Source organism: Proteiniclasticum sp. C24MP (assembly GCF_043951855.1).
Classification (GTDB): Bacteria; Bacillota; Clostridia; order Clostridiales; family Clostridiaceae; genus Proteiniclasticum.
In genome coordinates this window covers 40,928-66,348 of the sequence record NZ_JBINJW010000009.1, presented here as the reverse complement: position 1 = coordinate 66,348, position 25,421 = coordinate 40,928, and the positions used below count along the sequence as shown (strand labels likewise).

Sequence of the window (25,421 nt, the reverse complement as noted above, 5' to 3'; positions counted from 1 at the left end):
ACTATTTCCTTACCCCCTTGAAAATCAGATAGATGAATATGATGCTTCCTAATACCCCGACCGTCAGGGAAATGGATATTTCATAGGGATAAATGATGATTCTTCCCAGAATGTCACTGAACAGAAGAAATACTGCCCCCATAAGTGCTGTAGTTCCCAGGCTGTTCTTCAGATTGTCTCCACGAATCATGGAAACGATATTGGGTATTATGAGCCCAATAAAGGGAATGCTCCCAATGGTCACCAGAACCGAACTTGAAATCAGGGCTACTATTGTCAGACCGATGTTGACTACAAGAGTATAATTCAGACCGAGATTCTTCGAGAAATCCTCTCCCATTCCCGCTATAGTGAATTTGTTGGCAAATAAATAGGCAAGTATACCCAAGGGTATGGTGATATAGATGATTTCATATCTACCCTTTGTGACCATGGAAAAACTTCCTTGAAGCCATGAGTTGATGTTCTGGATCAGATCGAAACGATACGCGATAAAAGTCGTCACCGAGTCAATGAGATTGCCCAGCATGATTCCTACCAGTGGAATGATCACCACGTTCTTCACCTTGATCTTTCTTAAGATGAACATGAAGAGAAACGTACCTAGCAGCGCAAATACAAAAGCAATGGCCATTTTCCCCATCACATGAAGACCCGGTAGAAGAATCATGGAAAACATGATACCGAATCTTGCTGAGTCCATGGTTGCTGCAGTACTGGGCGATACGAATTTGTTCCGCGTGATCTGCTGCATGATGAGACCAGATATGCTTAACGCCATTCCCGTTACAAGAATGCTGACCAGCCTAGGCACTCTGCTCAACAGTAATATCAGCATTTCCATTTCTCCACCATGAATCAGTTCCTGAAATGAAAGCGTTTTGGCTCCAATAAATAGAGAAACAATTGATAAGATAATTGTTGTGATCATTAAATGTTTATTCTTCATATCTTATAACGGAAATGTTTCCCATTATATTTGACACCTCTCTTCATTAATTGATATAATTTAACATGACGAAATTGATAATCATTCTCATTTATAGTAGCAAAAATAAGAACAGTTATCTAACTCAGTATTTGTTTTTTTATAACTATATTTGGGTAAATGAAAGGAGAGGTCCATTATTGTTCATTGAAAGAAACCCCAGAGAAGTGGCCGAGGACTTCTATGCCAGCACATTTATCGCTGTAAGCGCCTATAGCCATGATGGTAAGATTCAGTATAGCGGTGGAGACCACTATAGATTTGGAGATTACGATATCATAAATAAATTACTGGAGAAAATGAGTAACCCATCCGATACGAGTTACACATCTCTGACTTTAACCAATCAGAAAGAATACAACTATACTGCCTACTTCATCAACAAAACACGCCTCAAAGATGGATTCATCATTATGGGACCCTACAATCAGGAGGATCTGGAGCGAATCAACAGCCTGGATATCTGTTATTCAAACAATCTGTACATGGCACCGCTTAATCAGACTCTGGATCTATGTCCGAAGAAAGGATGTGCCGGATGCTATAGCCTCAATGTACGACGTGCAATGAACTATATTCAGGCACACTACAAGGAAGAGATCACTCTTGATAAAGTGACCAGCCATCTGAACTTGAATAAAAGCTACTTCTGTACACTTTTCAAACGTGAGACAGGTGTCACTTTTACACATTACGTCAATCTGATCCGTATCGAAAAAAGCAAACGACAGCTTCTGAAAGACAATAAATCCGTGCTTGACATCGCCCTGTCAGTCGGATTTTCCAATCAGAACTATTACACCATCACATTCAAGAAACTGACCAGCATGACGCCTATGGAGTTCAGAAAGAAAGCGTACATTTAATTTCTTCTATTATACAATATCTATTCTACTTTGTAATGATTATAAGTTAAATTCAATTATAATTTACAAGTTTATAACTATTTTCAGGTCGCAGACATATAAAAAATGTCTGCGGCTTTTCCATTGGTTCATTCATTTTCTTCATGGTAGAATAAAGAAAAGAGGATTTAAGGAGGATAAACCATGAGAATGTTTGATCTGTTCTATGAAGATTATTTCAAGATGAAAAGAAGAGATTTGATTGATGCCATCCGGGACAGCGAGGGTCGAACTCTGATGTGTGAAACCATCATTAGCACCTTCCCCCTTCTAGATGGCGTCTCAAACCCTGAGACAGCTGCTGCCTTCAGTGCAGATATGATTACTCTGAACACATTCAATTTCGATGAACCGTTCATCTTCGGCCATGATGATGCAAAACTGAATCCATATCATGGGATTACAGGATATGCACAAGCTCTGGCTGAATCAGTGGAAAAAAACAGAAGGAATCCGGAATATATTCAGGATTTCAAGAAGATCATCGGAAGATTTCTTGGTGTGAATCTAGAACCTGTTCCGGATGGAAGCACCTACCCTGAAGGACTGCGCTGCAGCGAGAAAAATCTTGAAAAAGTGAAAGAGCTCGGTTTTGACTATATCGTGATTACCGCAAACCCAAGCACAGGCGTCACCAGCGAAGGTATTCTGGAAGGAATCAGACGAGCCAGAAAAGTACTTGGTGGGGATACACTGATTGTAGCTGGAAAAATGCATGGTGCAGGTGCAGGAAACATTTATGACCTGGACACTATAAAGAACTTTGTTTCTGCAGGTGCAGATGTTATTCTCATTCCAGCTCCAGGAACTGTTCCTGGTTTTACAGTAGATCTTGTAAAAGGATTCGTCGATGCAATTCATGACCAGGGAGCTCTGGCCATGACCACCATCGGAACCAGTCAGGAAGGTTCAACGGAGTCCTACATTGAAAGCGTGGCACAAATGTCCAAGATGGCAGGAGCTGATATCCAGCATACAGGAGATGCCGGTGTATCAGGGATGACCCCTCCTGAAAACATCATGAGACTTTCCATCACTATGCGAGGAAGAAGACATACCTACAGAAGAATGGCAAGGTCCAGTCGCAGATAAATTCATATTTAAACAGAAAGCACTTTACATCAGTTAAATCAACTGGTATAAAGTGCTTTCTGCTGTGTAATGCCGGGTTTTCATTTCCTATCACTTGCCTGGCTGAATTTCTCCATTCTTGATGAAGTGAACTCTGGGAATGTGCTCATTCCCCTCGGAATCTCTGTATTCTCTGATGATGTAATATGTTCCCGAATCAATGGGCTCTGTAAACAGATTGAAAAGCACCTCATCACTGAATGTATCTCCTGCTTCAACAGTTCGAAGCGCCATATCAAAAGCAAGATCATCCGTGAGATCTGTCTCGATCAAAGCGTTGTCATCACTTAACTTCATAATGGTAAACACGGCTCCGTATTCCAGTGTCTTCCCGGTGTTGTTTTTCATCACATATCTCAGGCTCTGCTTCTCTGAATCAAAAGTGACTTCTTCCACCAGAATATCGTCACTGAACTGCACGTTTTCTATGGTATGCTCATTTTCCGGTTCATCTTGTACCGGCTTGTTTGTATCCCAGATCAGATATCCCACAGCGACCACTGCAATCAAAAGTATAAAATATAAACCTTTTTTCATTCTTTCCTCCCCCCTCAACTGCTTTTCCTATTGTGTTAATTATACAATTCTGCATAGATTCAGGAATGACAAAGGAGTTACTAAGAGCAGAAACGACTAGAAATAACTTTCTTTTCTTCCTGCGCGTTTCTGATCTATCTGAACATGTATTGATCCGCTTGTATTACGTGTATCCACTTTGCTGTCTTCAAAATCGTAAATGTAAGCGCTGTTATTATTTCTCCTGTTTTAACGACTGTACTCGGGACGTCAATGCGTACTTATTCTCCACTGATTCCAGCTCCAGCGTTACTTCATCTCCTACCGATAGATCTTTGAATTCCAGATCAGTAATTTCTCCTGAGGAAAATCCACATGGAGGTTCATAATATATTTTTATCATATTCTATGTTTTTCCGTATATACAATGTGTAATTCAGATTCATCTGATTGTAAATATATGTTTCGATCCAACCAAAGGCGAACATGCACTTTTTTACACAAAAGAAAAAGCCCTGTAAAAGGGCTGTTTTTAATGGTGCAAGCAAATCTATAAGCCGAGTTCTGTATTAGATAATCATCTGTCTAGGCCATATATTTCTATATGGCTCAAGCGGCGCACCCGGGGACGGGACGAGCAGCCCCTATATGTCCCTCTATTCGGCCTTGCATCAAGTGGGGTTTACATAGCCGCAAAGTCACCAATGCGCTGGTGAGCTCTTACCTCACCTTTCCACCCTTACCTCATAAATGAGGCGGTATCTCTCTGTTGCACTTTCCTTAAGGTCACCCTCACTGGGAGTTACCCAGCACCCTGCTCTATGAAGCTCGGACTTTCCTCTCCTGACTTATGTCAGCAGCGATTATCTGACTTACTTGCTTACTTATAATAGCAGAATATGTGATTTTTGTAAACCAAAGGAGAAGAGGCATCTTGCTTCTTCTCCATTCCAGTATTTATATGAAATTATAGGGATCCTTTTCTTTTTTACTGAAATATACGGGAACATCACAGTTCGCTCTGAATTCCTTTGCCATTCTTTCCATGATAGTATAATAGACCAGTTTCTCTGAATGATAGTGTCCCGGGTCCACAACCGCAATGCCCATTTCTTCGAGCTCCTGCACATTATGATAAGTGGTATCCCCTGTCAGGATGCAATCAGCACCTTCAGCGATGGCCTTTTTAAAATAACTTTGACCGCTGCCATTGATTATTGCAACTCTTCTGATCTGCTGGTCAAGATCACCTGTATAACGTATCGTTTCAACACCTAGAACTTTCTTGGTCTTACTGATGAAATCCGACAATTTGACTGACCTTCTCAGATATACGATTCGTCCTATACCAGAATCAAAATCAAAAGGACACTGTTCGATGATATCGAAATCCAGATAATCAAACATCCTTACAATGGTATCATTCATCCCATCTTTTACTGAATCCAGATTCGTATGAGCGGCATATACATTGATGTCATTTTTAATGAGTTCAATTATTTTTCTGCCTTGCAGCGTATTTGTAGTGATCGACTTGGGCTTCATGAACAGCAAAGGGTGATGAGATACGATGAGATTCGCATCATTCTCTCTCGCTTCCTGTATCACTTCCATCGTCGTATCCATGGAAAACAGAATTCCTCTGATTTCAGCTCTACTGTCTCCAACCATAAGTCCGACATTATCATATTCTTCCTTATATGAAACCGGAGCATGTGACTCAATCAGTTTCATAAATTCCTTAACCATCACTACCATCTCTTACACTCCTTAGCTCCTTAATTTTCAGAATGATATCATCACTCTTCCTTTTCGCATTCACTGAAGTCAGATTGATTTTTTCTTTTATTTCCTCTAGTTCCTTTATCTTACTTGTAAGGTAATCTTTCAGTAAAGGATGCTGCTTCTTGAGTAGTAAATCTCCTACCACATAATCCAGATGGTTTACCAGGGGTTCTGATTCAACAGGATCATATTTCACCATCAGATATTCATAAAACCTTCGGTCTTCCCGCACCAGTTCTTCCTCTAATATCCTATAGTGGTGCTGATATAGATACTTTCTGAGTATCTCAGGATTCTGCGCCGGCTGCAGCAATATGAAATCCAGGTGTTTTATAACATCCATATCATTTTCCAGCAGTTCCCTTATGAGGATTCCACCCATTCCTGCGATAACTGCACCGTTGACTTCGCCCTCTTTTAACGTCTTAAAACCGCTGCCTAATCTGAAATCCATTGAATTCTCGACATTCTCTGCTACAGCATTCTTTCTAGCCTTCTCTAGGGGCATCTCTTTGTTGTCAGAAGCAATGCCTCTCTTGATTTTCTTTCGCTTTAGAAGCTCAATTAGCACGTATCCGTGGTCTGTTCCAATATCAGCCACCGTATCGCTCATGGGAACCATCTCTACAATCTTGATCAATCTTGAACTGATATCCATGCTGTCTGCTACTCAAAATATGGACATACATCCGCATCGAGACTTTTACTGCTTCTTCCTGTATGCTTTCGCCTCAGTTTCCTGAGCTGCTACTCGCAAGTTCCTGTGCAGTCCACAGTCGTGAATTCCCGACCAGCCATCGATACACATCTAGGATAGCGTTATGGTGCTACCGTTTAGACTTTCGCATTCAGAAGATTTATGCTGGCATTACTGTCCCTGTCTATGACGAAGCCGCACGCATCGCATCTGTTTGTTCTATCTGATAACTTCAGATCCTTTCTGATAGAACCACATCTCGAACACTGCCTGCTTGAAGGATACCATCTGTCAGCAATTCTTGACTCTATTCCGTTCTTCCCTGCATTTATCAGCAAGCTTCACTCTGAAGGAATAGAAGTTCTGGCCTTGTACAGCCTTCGCTCAATGCCTGTTCTTCATCATCCCCTTCACGTTCAGGTCTTCCTTGGTGATAAAACTTGGTTTTTGCCTGATCACCTGACTGATTACCTGATTGATGTGATTTTCCCTTATGCAGGAAAGTCTCTGATGAAGTTTCTGTACCTTTATGGTCTGATTATGGATATTCTGTCTAGTAGCTTCTCCTTTCGTTTCTCTATTTTTGACTTTCAGGCTCTCGTATTTTCTCGAAAGCTGTCTTTGTTCACGTTTCAGCTTTTTTCCAGGTCACGCACTTTTTTGTCTTGCTGATGTTTGCGAATGGATTTTCCATGGTGTACACCACCGCAAAATCCTTGATGTCCAGATCTATGCCGATATCATTTCCGTCGGGCACATCATAGGGCTTCTCTTCTGCTTCAATCAGCACAGACACGTAATATCTGCCTGCCTTCATGGACACGGTCCCGCTTTTCACCATGGAATCGTTTCAGGGAGTCAATGATCCATGGGCATATGTCATCACTTTTCTCCATGATTGTTTATATTTTTTGAATCACTTGCTACTCCTTTTCGTTTCTTACTTTCCCTATATATTATAACATTGAATCTACAAAAATATAGGAATAAGGGTATTTGCCAAGTTCAACAACATCAGAAAAGTGATCACCAGAGGAATCAGCATGACTCTATAGTAATAAATCTTATCGATTTTCGAATACACTCGGGAAAGTATATATGCGACAACCGCCAGTAAAAAGGCCATGATGCCGTAGGATATGGTGCTGTCCACATATACTTTTGCTGGTACATAAGAAAGCATCGAAGTATCAAGCTGACTGATTGAAACATATTCAGGCAGCTGATCCAGATAATGAAGCGCGATGGGTACTTCAATAAGAATCAGTACAATCACTGCATTAAGGAGAAAAAAATGCTTCAACCTGTCTTCGCTTTCCTGAATGTCTTTTTCAAGAACATCTCTTGTAACAAACTCTTCCTTGATGCCGTTTTTCTTCAGTAATGCGGAAAATCCTGACATATCTGCAGGTGAAACAGCATAGTTTCCGTTTTTCGTACCGAAAAATATGGTTTTCTTGGAACTCGTAATATACATATCAACCTTTCCAAGTCCTTTTATGTAGCCTTTTCCAATAGAGAATCTTTTGCTCAGCATTCCTGCAATACCGCTGTGGTTCAGCAAGGTAATTCTTTCCGTGAAAAATTCGATATTCTCAAGTTTAATATACTTATTTGTGAATCTGAAGAAACTCTCTATGGAGAGCATTCCCTCCTCGATTTTATAATAGAATGTTTTCAGAAAAATCATGGAATAAGTGCTGTAAATGAGAAACATAATAAGAAGCAGCATCATAAGACTCTTCGTCAGGATATTTTCACTCAATCCTAAAATGAGAGATATGACAATAATCACTGCAACCATTATGGTAACCAGCTTATTTATAAATTGTGCTTTTTCCGGAATAAATATCATGATAATCACCCACATTAATTATATCATACTAATATGTATGGTTTTTGAAATTCGCTTTTCTCATTGAATTGGATCCTACATGTGATCTCTTACAGCAACTGCTGAATTTATAAAACCTCCGGAGCCTTAGAGGCTCTTATGCTAGTTCATTTCTTAGTCTCCTCATAAAAAGAAGGCAGATGCATTTTATTACGCTTCTGCCTTCTCTATAGATTAACGTTACTTAGTCCAGATAATCTTTCAATTTCTTACTTCTTGAAGGATGTCTCAGCTTTCTTAAAGCTTTCGCTTCAATCTGTCTGATTCTCTCTCTGGTTACATTAAATTCTTTGCCCACTTCTTCAAGTGTCCTAGAACGTCCATCATCTAATCCGAATCTTAATCTCAGCACCTTTTCTTCTCTTGGTGTCAAGGTATCCAGAACGCTGATGAGCTGTTCCTTCAGCATTGTGAACGCTGCAGCTTCTGCTGGAGCTAATGCATCATCATCTGGAATGAAGTCTCCCAGATGGCTGTCTTCTTCCTCACCGATAGGTGTTTCAAGAGAAACAGGTTCCTGTGCGATTTTCATGATTTCTCTAACTTTTTCTGGAGGCATTTCCATAATTTCAGCAATCTCTTCAGCCTGAGGCGCACGCCCCAGCTCCTGAAGGAGCTGTCTTTCTATCCTGATCAGCTTGTTTATTGTTTCCACCATGTGCACTGGAATTCTGATCGTTCGCGCCTGGTCAGCGATGGCTCTTGTAATCGCCTGTCTAATCCACCAGGTGGCATAGGTTGAGAACTTGAATCCTTTGGTGAAGTCAAATTTCTCCACCGCCTTGATCAGACCTAGATTACCTTCCTGAATCAGATCAAGAAAAAGCATTCCTCTACCAACATATCTCTTGGCAATGGATACAACCAGTCTCAGGTTTGCTTCAGCAAGTTCCTTCGCTGCATGTTCATCTCCTGCTTCAATTCTCTTTGCAAGCGCAACTTCCTGTTCTGACGTAAGAAGAGGCACTTTACCGATTTCCTTCAAGTACATCCTTACCGGGTCATCGATTGCAACACCTTCTGGAACAGAAAGATCCACTTCCTCTTCCTCTTCTTCTTCAACGTCACCGATGATTTCAATGTTTAAAGCTTCCAGCGTCTCATAAATCTTATCGATCTGTTCTGGAGAAAGATCAATTTCCTGAAGCTCATCAAGAATTTCTTTTTCTGCGATGCTCCCTGTCTTCTTTCCCTTTTCGATTAATTTCTTGACTACAGACATCTGGAAATCTTTGTCGTGAACTTTTTTGCCGTTTTCGTCATCTGCATCATCCAGGATTTCTTCGTTATCCATGTTCTCTTCATCATTGATGGATTCTTTTGAAACTACACTCTTCTTTTTTCTTGTCTTTGGTGCCTTGATTTCTTTTGCTGTCTCTTCCAGCACTTCGGCGCTTTCGATGATATCCTTATCCGCTTTCGGTTTCTTTCTTGTTTTGGTTGACTTGACTTCTTTTTCTTTCACTTCTGATTTATGCTCCTCTTCTAGTATCTCTTCTGTTACGTTAAGATCTTCATTTACTGTTTTCTTTTTCGCCGCCATCTCAATACCTCCCTAAAGTCTTTTGAAGCTCAATCAATTTCTTGGCAATTTCAAGGGATTCTTCTGTTCTGCCCTGTTTCTCCAATGTTCTGATTTCTAGCATAAGCTTCTTTTGAGTTAAAATCCCTTTATAATGTTTAATTGTCTTCATGAAATCATCAATCAGGATATCCACATCAATATCAGGGATCTCCACAAGTTCTGTGATGATTGTCCATTCTTTTGATGTTTCAATGTCATCACAGTGGCTTTCCACAAAGGATCTGATATGTTCTTTGGGTCCATCGTATCTAGTGATGATATCGTAAATCTTCCTGTGACTAGGCAGAATGAAATCATCAATGTGGATCCTCTCCACTAAAAACGGGCCTTCGCTCAAGAGCTTCAGTAATGCTCTTTCCGCTTTGACGTGTGCGGATTCAATATGAACCGCTTTTCCGATGGAAGAAGTATCCATGACCCGAATACCTTCTTCGTCACCTTTCATAAGACTCATAAGAGCACTTTCTGAAATACCTGTATCTTCACTGACTTTCTGAACATAAACATCTTTTTCAATGGGATCCAGATTGTTCAGAATTGATACAACTCTTTTTGCATATGCGATGCGGCCCTGATCCTCCGCTGTATTTAGTCCATCCTTGGCCTTTAAGATCTTATAGTCAATCAATGGCAGTGCCTGATTTACAAGTTCATGGAACTTTTCCACACCTTCAGCACGTATGTAATCATCAGGATCTTTTCCTTTTGGAATCTGAACAACTTTCACATCGATACCTTCAGAGCTGAGAATATCTAATCCTCTGACAGTCGCGGCCTGACCAGCATTGTCTGCATCATAGGAGATGAAGACCTCTTCTGAGTTTCTCTTAAGAAGTCGCGCCTGCATTTTAGTCAAAGCAGTACCCAAAGATGCGACCACATTCTTCACTCCAGCCTGATTGAGACTGATACAATCCATATAACCTTCCACAATGATAAGGCTTTTTTCCTTGCTGTTTTTTCTGGCAAAGTTCAATCCATAAAGATGGGTTCCTTTATTGTAGATCGGTGTTTCTGGAGAGTTGAGATATTTAGGTTTGGAATCATCCATTACTCGAGCGCCAAATGCAATTACACGTCCTCTGACATCAAAAACGGGGAAGATGATTCTGTTGCGAAACCGGTCATATACTTTTCCCTTTTCATTTTTTGTTGCTAATCCACATCTTACGATGTCATCTTCTTTATAATTCATGGCTTTGAGATACCTCAGAAGACTATCCCATGAATTAAGCGCAAAGCCCAGACCAAATGATCTTATGGTCTGATCTGTGATTCCTCTTTTATAAAAGTAATCTCTGATTTCATTATGGTCTTTAAGATTCTTGAAGAAAAATCTAGCAGCGTCAACGTGCATCTTGAAGTACACTTCAAGCTTTTCATTATTCTTTCTGTTTTCTGCGCTTTCTTCCAGCGTGATATTAGCTTTATCTGCTAATAATCTCAAGGCCTCGTTGAATTCGAGATTCTTACTTTTCATGACAAACGTAATGACATTTCCACCTTCACCACAACCGAAACATTTAAAAAGCTGTTTCTCTCTGGTCACACTGAAGGAAGGAGTCTTCTCATTATGGAATGGACATAGTCCCCAATAATTTCGTCCAACTCTTTTCAGCGGAACGCTCTCAGAGATAATATCAACAATGTCATTACTTTCTTTGATTTTCTCAATTATCTCTTCTGCAACATACAAATTTTTTCACACCTTTTTCTCATTGTACAAACATTTATTATACCATTAAGATCAGTAGATAACAATTTTCGGAACATAAATCTGATTAAAAAGAATGATTGCATAATCATCAGTCATTCCTGCAATATAATCTGCCACAGCTCTCTCTGTCCCTTCGTCCTCTGCGATCTTCTTGAATAATTCCGGCATTTCAGAAACATGCTCCAAGTAATAATCAAATAATTTTCCAAGAACGAATTTGGCCTTGTTTCTTTCTTCTCTGAGATGTTCACCATTGTAGATGTTTTTAAACAGAAAAGCTCTTAACCCATACAATGCTTCAAAAATATCTTCAGTGAGCTCCACCAGCTGTTGACCACTCATGATATTGCCATTTGTTTTATCGACAAGATTTCTCACCAAGGTATCAATCCTCTTGCTATGAGTTCTTCCTAGTACTTCAACATATTCCGATGGGAGATCTTCCGTCTTTAAAAGACCTGCACGAATTGAATCATCAATATCATGATTGACATAAGCTATTTTATCCGCAAAGCGGGCAATCTGACCTTCCAGTGTACTTGAATTCTCTCCACTCTTCAGGCCGCTGTGATGCAAGATGCCATCCAACACTTCATAGGTGATGTTTAACCCTCTACCTTCTTTTTCCAGCTTCTTCAGCACTCGAATGGACTGTTCATTATGCCTGAATCCTCCAGGTAACCTTTCATTCAACACTTCTTCACCATTATGTGCAAATGCCACATGACCGATATCATGCCCTAAAGTTATCGCTTCCACCAGGTCTTCATTGACAGCAATGCCTCTCGCTATGGTTCGTGCAATCTGAGAAACCTCTAGAGTATGCGTAAGCCTTGTTCGATAATGATCTCCTGTTGTTTTAATATAGACTTGGGTCTTATGTTTAAGTCTCCTGAATGATTTGGAATGTATGATTCTGTCACGATCATGCATAAAACATGTTCTGTAAGAATCCAGCTCTTCAAAAACTTCCCTCCCACGGGAATTACTGGAAAAGCATGCTTCCTCAATTAAAGTAAGCTCTTCATTTCTTTCAATTCTTTCTCTTATCGTCAAGGTGGCACCTCCTAATTATATTATTCTACAAATCTTTCCTGAATCCTTTAATTGAATAAATCCTGTAGTATATCATGATTATATTATATTGATGTTTTATTTTATTATTCCAACGCTGCTCCATTATTGAAATTATACGCTCCATTGTTTTTGACAAGAAAAAAGCACTTGTCATAGCAAGCTATAACAAGTGCTTTATCAGTAATTAATGGAATACTATCCAAGTCAGAAGGGCAAAGAATGCGAAGATTCCAATTACGATTGGAAATACATATGAAGCCATCGCCATAGCTAGAGCCATAGCATCAAACTTTTCCATTTCAACATCAGCATCCATATCTGGTTTAACATCGTCATAACGATGTTTGCTTCCAAAAATATTCATTATAATCCCTCCTTCTTTGAATATGATCACTTAATTTTATTTATATTTCACCAGCAAAATGACATGCTACAAAATGTTCTGGGTGTGCTGCTGGATCATACTCTCTTAATATAGGAATATCTTCCTTACAGATATCCTTGGCATAAGGACATCTTGTATGGAACTTACATCCAGGTGGGGTGATGATATTACTTGGCAATTCACCTATGATTGGCTCCATTTTTCTTAAATGAGTAGGATCTGGCACTGGAATAGCTGCCAGTAAAGCTCTTGTATATGGGTGAGTTGGTGTATCGTAAAGCTCATGTTTACCAGCCAGTTCAACAAGGGAACCAAGATACATTACACCGATTCTATTACTGATATGCTTAACAACACTTAAATCATGAGAAATGAAGAGATAAGATAATCCCATCTTTTCCTGGAGATCCATCATGAGGTTAAGGATCTGTGACTGAATGGATACATCCAGAGCAGATACAGGTTCATCAGCGACAACAAAATCAGGGTTTAAAGCAAGTGCTCTTGCTATTCCTATTCTCTGTCTCTGTCCACCTGAGAACTGATGTGGATATCTATAGATATGATATGGAGAAAGTCCGCACATCTCTATGATTTCCATTACTCTGTCTTTATACTCAGCACCTGGTTTAACCAGATTATGTGAGAGCAGTGATTCACCCACGATATTACTTACATTCATTCTTGGATTCAGTGAACTGTATGGATCCTGGAAAATCAGCTGCATCTCACGTCTCAGCGCTTTCAGCTTATCTCCCTTTAAAGTGGATATGTCACCATCAATCTCTTTACCATGATATATAATATCACCTGCTGTTGGCTCATATAGTCTTACAATTGTTCTTCCCAGTGTAGATTTACCACAGCCTGATTCACCAACCAGTCCGATGGTTTCCCCTTCTTTCAGTTTAAAGGAGACTCCGTCAACCGCTTTGACATATGTTTTCTTTGTGAAGAGGCCACCTTTAACAGGGAAATATTTCTTTACATCGTTAACTTCAAGCAAAATTCTATTATTCTCGTTCATACTTCCCTCCTAATTCCCTTCATATAAGAAACACTTGACCTTATGGTTTTCGCCGTTTCTTTCCTTGTCTATGAAATACACTCCGGGTTCCTGTTCCCAGCATTTGTCCATTGCAAACTTACATCTTGGTGCAAAATAGCATCCTTTTGGAAGTTCCATTGGATTCGGTACTACACCTTCAATACTGTTCAGTCTCTTCTTTTCAGATTTAACATCAGGAATTGAATCCAGCAGGCCCTGTGTGTATGGATGTTTCGGATTTCCGTAAAGCTCCTTGACTTCAGCTGATTCTACAACTTTTCCGGAATACATGACAATTACATCATCTGCCATCTGCGCAACAACACCAAGGTCGTGCGTGATCAGCATAATAGCTGTGTTCATTTTTTCCTTAAGATCATTCATCAGCGCGAGAATCTGAGCCTGAATGGTTACATCCAGAGCTGTTGTAGGTTCATCAGCGATCAGTATCTTAGGATCGCAGGCAAGCGCCATAGCAATCATGGCTCTCTGTCTCATACCACCGGAAAGCTGATGAGGATAGTCATAAACTACTCTCTCCGCTCTTGGGATTCCGACAAGCTTCAGCATGCTGACAGCTTTGTCATGAGCTTCTTCTTTTGATAAATCCTGGTGCAGCTTAATTGCTTCAACAATCTGATCTCCAATTCTAAATACTGGATTCAATGATGTCATAGGCTCCTGGAAGATGATAGATATATCATTTCCCCTTATTTTTCTCATTTCATCCATTTTAATTTTAGCAAGATCGCGACCTTCGTACATGATAGAACCATCCACGATATCACCATTTCTATCTATAAGTCTCATTACACTCATTGCCGTGATGCTCTTACCACAGCCTGACTCACCAACAACGCCGAGTGTCTTACCTTCTATAAGGTCGAAGGTTACACCATCTACAGCCTTAACCACACCTTTATCTGTGTTAAAGTGCGTCTTAAGGTTTTTTACTTCTAATACTTTTTTCATAATCAACCCTACCTAATTTCCTTTGGATCTACGGCATCTCTCAGCCCTTCCCCAAGCAGATTTATACTTAAAACAGTCAGCATGATCATGATACCGGGCGGTACCCAGAGCCACTGCATATTTCTAAACACGTCAGAATTTCTGGCTCTTTCAATCATATTACCCCAAGTAGGTGTTGGTGGTGTTACACCAAGGCCCAGGTAGGATAAGCTCGCTTCAGTTAGAATTGCGCCAGCCATACCCAGTGTTGCACTTACAATGATGTAAGCAAAGGTATTTGGTAATAGATGTCTTGCGATTCTTGATCTAGTTGAAAGACCTAGAATTTCTGCAGCTTGCATGAATTCCTGTTCTCTCAGTGACAATATCTGCCCTCTGACCATTCTCGCAAGTCCTGGCCAGCTGAGTATACCAATAAGGAACATAACGAGGTACATCTTATATTTTGAATCTACCCACATCAATGCACCGGAAATTGTAATAACTGTAGGTGTGAATGGAATGGAATAGACGATTTCTGCAAATCTCATGAGTAGGTTGTCAACCCAACCACCATAATAACCTGCTATACCACCAACGGTAGCACCAATAACCACAGTAAATCCTGCTGCAATTGCTCCAACCATAAGTGATGTTCTTCCACCAAGGAAAAGTCTTAAGAATACATCTCTCCCCTGTTCATCTGTTCCCAACCAGTATTCAGATGAAGGTGGCAGTTTCTTCTGATCAAGTATAAAGTCATTGATACTGAATCTTGAAAAAACAGGAACTAAAAGAGTCAGCAGTACAATCGTTATGAATAAAATTGCACCAAACATAGCAGTTTTATTTCTTCTGAATCTGTCCCAAGCTATTCTCCATGGCCCTACAATATTGGTAGCTTGGGTTTTCTCATAGGCCTTTTTCTTATCTTCCATATTAAAACCTCCTAACTAACCTTAACTCTAGGGTCAACAAGCGCATAACTGATGTCTGCCAGTAAGTTACCAGCGAGCATAAGCATTGCGTAGAATATATTGATTGCCATAACCAGCGAAGTATCCTGTTTGAAAATAGCTTCATGCAGAGTATTTCCTATTCCAGGCCATTTAAAGATGGTTTCCAGAATAAGCGATCCTCCGAACAATGAAGGAATCCAGCTTCCAAGTAATGTAACAATAGGTAAAAGAGCATTTCTAAATGCATGCTTGTAAATAACAACTTTCTCTGAAAGACCCTTGGATCTTGCAGTTCTGATGTAATCCTGATTGATTACTTCTAATGTTGCATTTCTTACATATCTTGTTAAGCTTGCGAGTGATGAAATCGTAAGAACGGTAAGCGGCATAATCATATGTCTACCAACGTCTACTATTTCAGCCCACAGACTTGGATATCCTCTAACTACACTCATCGGGTCACGCATAAGTGTCAACGGTAGTCCAAGAGGTATACCTACAAAGAATATAAGAATCATCGCAAAGAAGAAGGATGGCATGGAAACACCAAGCAGTGAAAATACCGTCCAGAAGTTATCGAATTTGCTGTATTTATTTACCGCAGATTTAATACCAACTGGTATAGAGATACCAAATGCAAAAATCATTCCGAAGAAATTAATCAGGAACGTATTCCATACACTTTCTCCAATAATCTCAGATACAGGCGCTCTTTTTAGTATTGATCTACCAAAGTCTCCCTGAAGTGTCCTGCCTAACCAATTGATATATCTTTCAACAATATTACCATTTAATCCAAGCTGTTCTTTTATCTGTTGTTGCTGCTCAACGGAAACTCCTGATCCAACCCCTAAGTAGGCTTGAACTGCGTCCCCTGGCATGAGTTCCATAATACCGTATATCGCTATGGATATAACGATCATTACAGGAATCAAATGCAGCATTCTCCTTGCTATATATTTTAACATTATTTCACTCCCCATAGCTCCTATATATTTAGTAGTAGAAAGGCAGTCCTCATCAGACTGCCTTAATTTTTATGAAATTAAATTCACTTGTTATTCTTCGATATAAGCATCCTTGACAGCTTTTACCCAGTTGTATAGTGAGCTTGTTTTGAATTCCTTAACTTTTGAATTGTAAAGATCGAAGTATGTGTTAGCATAAACTACAACCTTAGGCATTTCTTCGTTCAGAATCTTAACAACTTCAGCATATAGTGGCTTAGCTTCTTCTGGATCCATTATAGCTCTAGCTTCATCAAGAAGTCTGTCAACTTCTGGATTGCTGTATCTTGATGTATTGTCCTTACCAGTACCTACATCATTTGAGTGGAACTCAGTGTAGATGGAGTCTGGGTCAGCAGATGTGATGGATGTTGCCAGGAAGAATACACTCCACTTGTCAACATTAGCATCTGAATCGTAGATTACATAGTCAAGAATTGTGTTGAACTCTAGGTATGAAACGTTAAGCTTAATGTTAAGTTCTTCGCCCCATGATTTTTCCCACATTGGGATAAGAGTTGCAAGAATGTCATGCTCTGGCATTGCAGCGATGTTAAGTTCTAGAACCTGTCCATCTTTTTCTCTGAAATCGCCATTTACTACCCAACCAGCTTCATCAAGAAGTGATTTAGCTTTTTCGATATCATAGGAGTAATCAATCAGTGAGTCAACCAGTGCATCACTCATTACCCATGAAACCTGTGAGAATGGGTGGTTCTGTGTAGTTGCAAGAACCATTCCTGTGTCAGGGTCTTTGTAGTAGCTATTTACAAATGATTCTGTGTCGAATGCATATGTAAGAGCCTGTCTAACTGGAACTTCAGCAGTTGGTCCTGCTTCTGTGTTGAAGTTGATGTATCCATAACCTGATCTTGGATATTCGTTGATGGAGTATCCACCATCTCTAGCTTCCTTGATCTTAGCAGGTTCGATAACACCGGCAAGTAAGTCAACTTCACCGTTCATAAGCTGAACGATATCTGTGGACTGGTCTACGAACTGAAGAAGGATTTCCTTGATCATGTAGCCTTCGCCGTTGTAGTTGTCATTTCTTGTTAAGAAAATGAACTGTGCTTCTGAATATGTATCAACTACATATGGTCCTGAGCCTACAGGTTCTGCTGATAAAGCTTCGATTGAAGCTGTGTCACCAACGGTGTATCCAGCGCCATAATAAGCCTCAGGCATGATTGACATTGTGGTATTAGCGAAGTTTGTTCTCTTACCATCAACAAAGTTGAAAGTTACAGTGTAGTCATCTTCAGCAACCACACCAGTAAACTCTTCTGTTTCACCAGCTGAGAATGCTTCGTATCCTTCAAGGTCTTTTACAACTGATCCGTATCTACCTGAGTAGGATGGGTCAGCTAAAACCTTATATGTGAATACTACGTCATTAGCAGTAAGTGGTGTACCATCTGAGAATACCACGTCATCTCTAAGGTTGAATGTGATTGTCTTACCATCTTCAGAGATGTCCCAATCCTTAGCAACAACTGGTTCGTATTCGTCACCTTCAAAGTTTAGTGTAGATAGTCCTTCAAAAACTAGGTCTACTACATATCCATCATAAGATGATGAATAATATAATGGGTTGAAGTTACCTGATGCTTCAGTGATACCAACTTTTAGTGTACCTGATGGTTCAGCAGCAGGTTCTTCAGCTGGTTCTTCGCCTTCAGCAGGTTCTTCTTGTGATGGAGTTTCTGCAGGTGTCTCTGCAGGATCCTCTGCTTTAGGACTACATGCTGTAAATACAACTGACATTGCAAGTGTAAGTGCAAGCATTAAGCCTATTCTCTTTTTTGTCATTCTTTCTTCCTCCTTGAATAATCTTTTATTTAAAGTTATTGTCACCAATAACTGAAAACCGAATGTTGTGATTTGTTAATAGTTATTGAAGATATTATTCATTTTATTATAAATAGACATATTTATCAACTAATTTTTAAATTTAGTTCATAATGTCCTCATTTTGCACTAAAATAACATCGTTTTCATCATTGATTTCATAATTAGCACATCTATATATCCCATCCAAATACTGATGAGGAAATAACTTGTGCTCAATTTCATCAAACTCGAATTCAATTTTGCAGGCATAATTATTAACTTTTCAAATAGCGATCGGCCACTATTACTACTTTGCGCGGAAGTTGTCATTTCCAATAATGTAATAAATCAGGCCCAATTTAATTAAACAATTAAGGTTACACTTATTTTACCACAACATATGAAAAACAGAAACTTTTTGTTTATACTATATTCACAAACGTGGTATTATTAACTTCTTTCAAAGAGTACATAATTGCAACTTTATTGGTTTTTATGAAGCAATACAGCATCAATTGATAAATTACTGCAATTAATTCTATCAAATTCAATAAAATACTTTTTTGAAATGATTTTAAGAGCTGGAAAACCACTACTATTCTTTATATTTAGACTATTATTCACTAAACTGATATAAATATGCAAAAACATTTTCTCTAAAATGTTTTTCGGAGGATGATGAAAATGAATTTCCTGTTAGAATATCTGATGATAATGAATATATTTTCTCTAATAACAATGTATATTGATAAAAATAATTCAAAGAGACAAAAACGGCGCGTATCTGAAGCAGCTTTATTAGCCTTGGGTTTTTTGGGAGGCTCCATTGGTTTGCTCATAGGAATGTACCTATTCAGGCATAAGACAAGACATCTGAAGTTCACTCTAGGCATACCTGTGATCCTACTCTTCAATCTACTTCTTTATGTTTTGATCACCACGACTATATTAATGTAGAAACTCAAGCGATTTCACCAGTACTATGACTCATAGATAACAGACAAAATCAGCAACATCTGTTGTAAAGGTTACAGAAGTAATGACAATCCCGTAAATGTAAATGTTTACTTATACTGAATCTATGCATTTTCAGAAATCATGAGAGAATCTGAGCGTGCTGGTACGCTTCTACTTCTATTCGTATCCTGACACTCTTTCACTTCTACCTTTTGCTATTCTTCTCCCCATATACCGGAACCCTTGACAAGTGAGTCAATCTCAACCATCCTTCAACCCCTTGAAATCTGAATGTGAAGACCACACCTTTTCATCTTCAAATACAGTACTCATTCTAAATTTCAGTCGGTCAGGAAGACTTAATAGATTTTAGAACCTATGGACAGCTCTCTGTTGTCTACTATATCGTCAAAAGGAAAAGGGCATCATCTTTACAGCAAAGATGATGCCCTTCATTTTTCATTATAAAGCATAGCGTCCTATGCTCTATCTATGATTGGTTTACTATTTCTTTCTTGGGTTTCTCACTTCAGCCTGAGCAGCCGCTAATCTGGCAACCGGTACTCTGAATGGTGAGCAGGATACATAATCAAGACCGTTGTCATGGAAGAAGTTAACTGATGATGGGTCTCCACCATGCTCTCCACAGACACCAAGCTTGAGTGCGTTCTTCACTCCTCTACCCTTTTCAACTGCGATCTTAACAAATTCGCCTACACCAGTCTGGTCAAGCTTTGCAAAAGGATCGAAGTCGTAGATCTTCTTTTCATAATAATGCTTCAGGAATGTTCCAGCATCATCTCTTGAGAATCCGAAGGACATCTGTGTAAGGTCGTTTGTACCAAAGGAGAAGAAATCTGCTTCCTTGGCGATTTCGTCTGCTGTTACACAGGCTCTTGGAATTTCGATCATTGTACCAACTAAGTATGTAAGGTCTGATCCTCTTTCAGCGATGATCGCATCTGCTGTCTTCTTCACAATACTCTTCACAAACTTAAGCTCATTGACTTCACCAACAAGTGGAATCATGATTTCAGGAACAATATTCCATCCCATTTCCTCATTGACTTCGATAGCAGCTTCAATTACAGCTCTTGTCTGCATTTCTGCAATTTCAGGATAAGAAATCGCAAGTCTGCAACCTCTATGTCCCATCATTGGGTTGAACTCATGAAGATCTGTAATCACTCCATTTAACTCATCAACGGAAATCTTCAGCTCTGTTGCCAGTTCCTCGATTTCTTTTGCCTGAGTTGGAAGGAATTCATGTAGTGGTGGATCCAGGAATCTGATTGTAACCGCATGACCTTCCATAGCCTTGTAGATACCCTTGAAATCGCTCTTCTGCATAGGCAGCAGCTTATCAAGTGCAGTTCTTCTGGCTTCTTCAGTTCTAGCAACGATCATCTGTCTCATTGGGAAGATTCTATCTTCATCAAAGAACATATGCTCTGTTCTTGTCAGACCGATTCCTTCTGCACCAAACTTAACTGCCTGTGCAGCATCGTGTGGTGTATCAGCGTTTGTTCTAACCTTAAGGGATCTGATTTCATCAGCCCATGACATGAATGTACCGAAATGTCCAGAAATTTCTGGCTCTACAGTTTCGATCTTTCCTTCATATACATTACCGGTTGAACCATCAAGGGAAATATAGTCATCTGATGAGTATACTTTTCCGTTAACAGTCATGGTTTTCTTCTTTTCATCAACCTTGATTGAACCTGCTCCAGCTACGCAGCAAGCTCCCATACCTCTAGCAACAACAGCTGCATGAGAAGTCATACCACCTCTTACAGTAAGGATACCTTCTGCAGCGATCATTCCTTCGATATCTTCTGGTGAAGTTTCCTGTCTTACAAGAATAACCTTCTCGCCAGCTTCATTTCTTTCCTTCGCTTCAAGAGCTGAGAAAGCGATCTTACCTGTAGCAGCTCCTGGTGAAGCTGGAAGACCTGTTGCAACCACTTCGTGCTTCTTCATTTCTTCGACATCAAATGCTGGGTGAAGAAGTGTATCAAGCTGCTTTGGATCCATCATAAGGATTGCCTGTTCTTTTGAAACAAGACCTTCCTGTTCCATTTCTACAGCGATTCTAAGAGCAGCCTGGGCTGTTCTCTTACCATTTCTTGTCTGTAGGAAATAAAGCTTACCTTCTTCGATGGTGAACTCCATATCCTGCATATCATGGTAATGATTCTCAAGCTTATTTACAATGTCAACAAACTCTTTGTATGTTTCTGGCATCTGCTTATCCAGCTCTTCAATTGGCTGTGGTGTTCTGATACCAGCAACAACGTCTTCACCCTGTGCATTCATCAGATACTCAGCAAAAATCTTCTTTTCTCCTGTAGCAGGGTTTCTTGAGAAGGCAACGCCAGATCCTGATGTTTCACCCTTGTTACCAAATACCATTTCCTGAACGTTAACAGCAGTTCCCCATCTTGAAGGGATATCGTTCATTCTTCTGTAAACATTGGCTCTTGGGTTGTCCCAGCTTCTGAATACAGCTGTTACAGCTTCAATCAGCTGCTCTCTAGCATCCTGTGGGAAATCTTCACCGTGTTTGCTCTTATAAAGTTCCTTGAATTTTACAACAAGTTCCTTCAGATCATCAGCAGTAAGCTGAGTGTCCAGTTCAACACCCTTTTCTTCCTTCATTGCATGAAGAACTTCTTCAAACTCATGCTTTGGAATTTCGATAACCACGTCCGCAAACATCATGATGAATCTTCTGTAAGAATCATATGCGAATCTTTCGTTTCCTGTCTCTTTAGCAAGAACCTCAACAGTCTTATCTGTAAGTCCAAGATTCAGAACAGTATCCATCATTCCAGGCATGGAAGCTCTCGCTCCTGAACGCACTGAAACAAGCAGTGGGTTTTCATTTCCACCGAAAGACTTTCCTGTGACTTCTTCAAGCTTGTCCATTGTGGAATGGATTTCGTCGATAACATCCTGTGTGATCACTTTGTAATCATCGTAATATTTATTACAAGCTTCTGTTGTAACAACGAATCCCTTTGGTATTGGAATTCCGATGTTTGTCATTTCTGCCAGATTGGCACCTTTTCCTCCGAGGAGGTTTCTCATTGTAGCGTCACCTTCACTAAAAAGGTATACATACTTCTTTGACATAGATTTCCCTCACTTTCAATAATTCATGCTTTGGCACATATATTTTGAATCCGGTAAAACCGGGAGTTCACATAGTAAATGGATTTTCTTTTCAAAATCCTCATATATTATATCACAGGAACTAATTTAATTGTACAACCTTTCTTCATGGTTTTTACTTTGTTAACTATTTTTTACTAGTACAAATCCTGAATACGATTACACCTGTTTGGTTCCATTTCTCGAAACATAAAATATAAGACTTCTCTATCATAACAGAGAAGTCTTATAGGAATATTAATAATATGAAAACTTAATAGATATCCGGCGAAAAATATCCCTTCAAGTCATCTTCCTCTTCCGGGTCTTTTTTGAAATGAATCTTTTCTGTAAGATCATCAATCTTTCTGGAAAGTTTCGTTTTTTCCAGCCCGAAAGCATTGGCTGTGAGTTTCACTTTTTCTCTCACTGGCTTTGTGAGATTGGTTTCCTTATCACCTCGTATCAGTGTCACATCAATCCCGAATGCCAATACTCCTGCAGCTACAGCAGCTAGTATCTTGGGTTTTCTGGCCAGAAGCAAAGTTCCGATCACCGCCACAGGCAATGGGGCATCAAACTTCTTATCCTGATAAGAGAATTCAACTGTTTCAGAACTCGTTCTCTTGATACTGTCAAAAGTTTTCTCTTTGTATTCCTTTAAATCCTCGTACTTCTCGCCCTTCATGTTTTCAAGATAGATCACCGCTTCCAGCGTATCATAATCCGTGGCCTCCAACGCCTTTTTCGCTACTTCATAAGACACCTTTTTGCGTGTTCTGACTTCGTCTACTTTTGCGAGTAACTCATTGTTTGATTCCATGGGCTTTTCCTCCTTGTTTCATAAATGCAATGCTCATTACATATATTTTAACATATCCAAGCTCTTAGGTCGTCTCTGATAGCTTTCTTTGATGATATAGGAAGTAACAGATTGTAATTCTTTCTTGACGTGATCGTCCACTTTCAGAATATGAATTTTCGAAAAGTCAGTCCTCTGAAGAAATTCTGCGGTCCTTATTGCTCCCTGGCTTATTTCAAAAGGAACCATTTCCTTGCCCACATTGAATCCTGTAAGGCCGATCAGTTTGATTTCATAGGCTAAAGTGAGTATTTCCATATCCAGCGCTTCCGTCTCAAGAAGATATAGCGCTGTCACAAGATTTCTGTAAACCAGCTCCTGCGGATCTCCATCTACACTCACAATATCTACAAGCTCCACATAATAGGATCCGTAAGTTAGAAGTTCCAGCGAGGTAGAGAGTTTTGAAAAGGAATTGATGATATTTCCTTCATTCAGACTGTAAAGTGATTTCCCTTTGAAAACCAGAAAATCTCCAAAGAGCATTGGACGCACCAGAGACTGAAACCTGCTTTTCTGAGATCTCACACCTTTGCAGAGAACGGAAATCTTACCGAACTCTTCTGTGAATACCCACATCAGTTTATCCTTCTCTTTGTAATCCATGGTCTTAAGAATAACGCCCTTCACTTTGACCTGCATTATTCCTTATAACCCAGTTCCTTTAGTAAAGTATCGTTATCTCTCCACTCTTTTCTTACTTTTACAAACGTCTTAAGGTTCACTTTTCCTTCTAGGTAGACTTCCATATCCTCTCTGGACCAGGTGCCGATTTTCTTCAGTGTCTGACCGCCCTTTCCGATGATGATTCCCTTATGTGAATCCTTCTCGCAGATGATATCCGCTTCAATGTCCCAGTTGCCGTTTTCTTTTTCCTTCATGGAAGTAATCTCCACCGCAATCCCGTGAGGAATTTCCTGCTGAAGCAGCTTCAGCGCCTTTTCTCGAATGGTTTCAGCAGCCATGAACCGTAAATGAACATCTGCTACCATATCTTCCGGATAATACATTGGGCCTTCTGGCATATGCTGCTTCACTAATTCAAGAATGTTCTCTGTATTCTTTCCTTTTAATGCGGATATCGGAATGATTTCCGCAAAATCCACTTCCTTAGCATAAGCTTCCAAGGTCTTGGCTACTTTATCCTGATCAAACTCATCAATCTTATTCACCAGCAGAAATACAGGTGTCTTGAGTCCCTTCAGTTCTTCCATTATTTTGGCATCACCAGGGTGAATTCCACCAGCTGTTGCTGTGGTGATGAAAATCACCAGATCAACCTGATTCAGACTCTCTCTTGCCACATGCACCATATACTCACCCAGTTTATTCTTTGCTTTATGAATACCTGGCGTATCCACAAAAATGATCTGAGCATCCTCATCTGTATAGATGGCATTCAGATTTTTTCTGGTTGTCTGTGGTTTATTTGAAACAATGGACAGCTTTGCCCCCATAAGGTGATTGATTAGCGTTGACTTTCCTACATTCGGTCTTCCGACCACCGTGATAAATCCTGATTTAAACATGTTTAACATCCTTTACTGCATCCAGATCAATCTTCGTAAAAGCGCCTGGCAGAATATCTTCCATGGTTTCCACCAGATATTCGTCCTTATTCTTTATGATGATGATCGGAATATTTTTATTTTCTGCAAATTCCACCATGACCTGCCTGCATATTCCGCAGGGGAAAGTGAAGTTATGTGGATCTCCCACAACAGCAAGCGCTTTTATCTTCGTATGTCCATGAGATACCGCATTGAATATTGCAGTTCTCTCTGCACAGTTTGTTGCTCCATATGACGCGTTCTCTATATTGCATCCACTGAAAATGGAACCGTCTTCCATGAGTACAGCAGATCCGACTTTGAAATTCGAATATGGCACATATGCATTTTCTCTTGCTTCAAGAGCAGCTTCAATTAGTTCTTTATACATTTTTTACCCTCTTTTATAATTTATTCT

The 25,421-nt window shown here is 39.7% G+C and carries 24 protein-coding genes and 1 other RNA gene; 3 read left to right on the top strand and 22 right to left on the bottom strand.

The genetic code is table 11. The annotated features are described in order from the left end of the window. Nucleotide 1: 1 nt before the first annotated feature. Complete coding sequence (locus tag ACHAL6_RS08460) at nt 2–949, bottom strand: ABC transporter permease (RefSeq protein ID WP_395270040.1); 948 nt, start codon at nt 947–949, stop codon at nt 2–4. Nucleotides 950–1,128: 179 nt separating this feature from the next. Between ACHAL6_RS08460 and ACHAL6_RS08455 the strand changes: the two genes are divergently transcribed. Next, entirely contained in the window at nt 1,129–1,854 is a 726-nt protein-coding gene (locus tag ACHAL6_RS08455) for a helix-turn-helix transcriptional regulator (protein WP_395270039.1), read from the top strand. A gap of 183 nt (nt 1,855–2,037) precedes the next feature. Beyond that, nucleotides 2,038–2,985: a hypothetical protein gene (locus ACHAL6_RS08450; protein ID WP_395270038.1), complete on the top strand. Its 948-nt coding sequence runs from the start codon at nt 2,038–2,040 to the stop codon at nt 2,983–2,985. A gap of 90 nt (nt 2,986–3,075) precedes the next feature. Here ACHAL6_RS08450 and ACHAL6_RS08445 read toward each other — a convergent pair whose 3' ends face one another. The 16 genes from ACHAL6_RS08445 to ACHAL6_RS08370 form a co-directional block, all read right to left on the bottom strand. Next, nucleotides 3,076–3,561 carry an immunoglobulin-like domain-containing protein gene (locus ACHAL6_RS08445; protein ID WP_395270036.1) on the bottom strand — a complete coding sequence of 162 codons (486 nt, stop codon included), beginning with the start codon at nt 3,559–3,561 and terminating at the stop codon, nt 3,076–3,078. 516 nt (nt 3,562–4,077) lie between these two features. After that, an RNA gene (rnpB, locus tag ACHAL6_RS08440) (RNase P RNA component class A) lies at nt 4,078–4,419 on the bottom strand. Between the two features lie 78 nt (nt 4,420–4,497). Beyond that, nucleotides 4,498–5,298, bottom strand: coding sequence for a Nif3-like dinuclear metal center hexameric protein (locus tag ACHAL6_RS08435; protein WP_395270035.1), 801 nt, complete (start codon nt 5,296–5,298; stop codon nt 4,498–4,500). Then, nucleotides 5,282–5,983, bottom strand: a complete 702-nt coding sequence (locus tag ACHAL6_RS08430; RefSeq protein ID WP_395270034.1) for a tRNA (adenine(22)-N(1))-methyltransferase — start codon at nt 5,981–5,983, stop codon at nt 5,282–5,284. Before ACHAL6_RS08430 ends, ACHAL6_RS08435 begins: the two co-directional genes overlap by 17 nt. A 176-nt stretch (nt 5,984–6,159) precedes the next feature. Next, nucleotides 6,160–6,360, bottom strand: coding sequence for a zinc ribbon domain-containing protein (locus tag ACHAL6_RS08425; RefSeq protein ID WP_395270033.1), 201 nt, complete (start codon nt 6,358–6,360; stop codon nt 6,160–6,162). Nucleotides 6,361–6,647: 287 nt separating this feature from the next. After that, a complete protein-coding gene (locus tag ACHAL6_RS08420) occupies nt 6,648–6,839 on the bottom strand; it encodes a hypothetical protein (protein WP_395270031.1) in 192 nt (63 codons plus the stop codon). A 153-nt stretch (nt 6,840–6,992) separates the two neighbouring features. After that, nucleotides 6,993–7,826 carry a PH domain-containing protein gene (locus ACHAL6_RS08415; protein WP_395270029.1) on the bottom strand — a complete coding sequence of 278 codons (834 nt, stop codon included), beginning with the start codon at nt 7,824–7,826 and terminating at the stop codon, nt 6,993–6,995. Between the two features lie 274 nt (nt 7,827–8,100). Next, nucleotides 8,101–9,210, bottom strand: a complete 1,110-nt coding sequence (gene rpoD, locus ACHAL6_RS08410) for an RNA polymerase sigma factor RpoD (RefSeq protein WP_395270083.1) — start codon at nt 9,208–9,210, stop codon at nt 8,101–8,103. 250 nt (nt 9,211–9,460) lie between these two features. Continuing rightward, nucleotides 9,461–11,197, bottom strand: a complete 1,737-nt coding sequence (dnaG, locus tag ACHAL6_RS08405; RefSeq protein WP_395270028.1) for a DNA primase — start codon at nt 11,195–11,197, stop codon at nt 9,461–9,463. A gap of 51 nt (nt 11,198–11,248) precedes the next feature. Further along, a complete protein-coding gene (locus ACHAL6_RS08400; protein WP_395270027.1) occupies nt 11,249–12,274 on the bottom strand; it encodes a deoxyguanosinetriphosphate triphosphohydrolase in 1,026 nt (341 codons plus the stop codon). Nucleotides 12,275–12,479: 205 nt separating this feature from the next. Beyond that, the gene (locus ACHAL6_RS08395) at nt 12,480–12,659 is read right to left on the bottom strand and encodes a hypothetical protein (protein ID WP_395270026.1); all 180 of its coding nucleotides are present in this window, start codon (nt 12,657–12,659) and stop codon (nt 12,480–12,482) included. Between the two features lie 40 nt (nt 12,660–12,699). Beyond that, nucleotides 12,700–13,707 carry an ABC transporter ATP-binding protein gene (locus ACHAL6_RS08390; RefSeq protein WP_395270024.1) on the bottom strand — a complete coding sequence of 336 codons (1,008 nt, stop codon included), beginning with the start codon at nt 13,705–13,707 and terminating at the stop codon, nt 12,700–12,702. A 9-nt stretch (nt 13,708–13,716) separates the two neighbouring features. After that, nucleotides 13,717–14,700 (bottom strand): ABC transporter ATP-binding protein, encoded by a 984-nt coding sequence (locus ACHAL6_RS08385; RefSeq protein WP_395270023.1) that lies wholly within the window; start codon nt 14,698–14,700, stop codon nt 13,717–13,719. Between the two features lie 8 nt (nt 14,701–14,708). After that, nucleotides 14,709–15,617, bottom strand: coding sequence for an oligopeptide ABC transporter permease (gene opp4C / locus ACHAL6_RS08380; RefSeq protein WP_395270022.1), 909 nt, complete (start codon nt 15,615–15,617; stop codon nt 14,709–14,711). Between the two features lie 11 nt (nt 15,618–15,628). Beyond that, nucleotides 15,629–16,606, bottom strand: coding sequence for an ABC transporter permease (locus ACHAL6_RS08375; protein ID WP_395270020.1), 978 nt, complete (start codon nt 16,604–16,606; stop codon nt 15,629–15,631). Nucleotides 16,607–16,696: 90 nt separating this feature from the next. Next, nucleotides 16,697–18,457, bottom strand: a complete 1,761-nt coding sequence (locus tag ACHAL6_RS08370) for an ABC transporter substrate-binding protein (protein WP_395270019.1) — start codon at nt 18,455–18,457, stop codon at nt 16,697–16,699. Nucleotides 18,458–19,153: 696 nt separating this feature from the next. Here ACHAL6_RS08370 and ACHAL6_RS08365 point away from each other — a divergent pair. After that, nucleotides 19,154–19,435 (top strand): DUF1294 domain-containing protein, encoded by a 282-nt coding sequence (locus ACHAL6_RS08365; protein WP_395270018.1) that lies wholly within the window; start codon nt 19,154–19,156, stop codon nt 19,433–19,435. 504 nt (nt 19,436–19,939) lie between these two features. On the opposite strand, the gene ppdK is transcribed toward ACHAL6_RS08365, so the two are convergent. From ppdK to ACHAL6_RS08340, 5 genes are all read right to left on the bottom strand, one after another. Next, on the bottom strand, nt 19,940–22,573 hold the full coding sequence (gene ppdK / locus ACHAL6_RS08360; protein ID WP_395270016.1) for a pyruvate, phosphate dikinase: 2,634 nt from the start codon (nt 22,571–22,573) through the stop codon (nt 19,940–19,942). 292 nt (nt 22,574–22,865) lie between these two features. Beyond that, on the bottom strand, nt 22,866–23,414 hold the full coding sequence (locus tag ACHAL6_RS08355; protein ID WP_395270015.1) for a hypothetical protein: 549 nt from the start codon (nt 23,412–23,414) through the stop codon (nt 22,866–22,868). Between the two features lie 36 nt (nt 23,415–23,450). Beyond that, nucleotides 23,451–24,095 carry a DNA repair protein RecO gene (gene recO, locus ACHAL6_RS08350; protein ID WP_395270014.1) on the bottom strand — a complete coding sequence of 215 codons (645 nt, stop codon included), beginning with the start codon at nt 24,093–24,095 and terminating at the stop codon, nt 23,451–23,453. Then, nucleotides 24,095–24,982, bottom strand: a complete 888-nt coding sequence (gene era / locus ACHAL6_RS08345) for a GTPase Era (RefSeq protein WP_395270012.1) — start codon at nt 24,980–24,982, stop codon at nt 24,095–24,097. Before era ends, recO begins: the two co-directional genes overlap by 1 nt. Further along, nucleotides 24,975–25,394: a cytidine deaminase gene (locus ACHAL6_RS08340; protein ID WP_395270011.1), complete on the bottom strand. Its 420-nt coding sequence runs from the start codon at nt 25,392–25,394 to the stop codon at nt 24,975–24,977. The genes era and ACHAL6_RS08340 overlap by 8 nt, the downstream gene beginning before the upstream one ends. Nucleotides 25,395–25,421 lie beyond the last annotated feature (27 nt).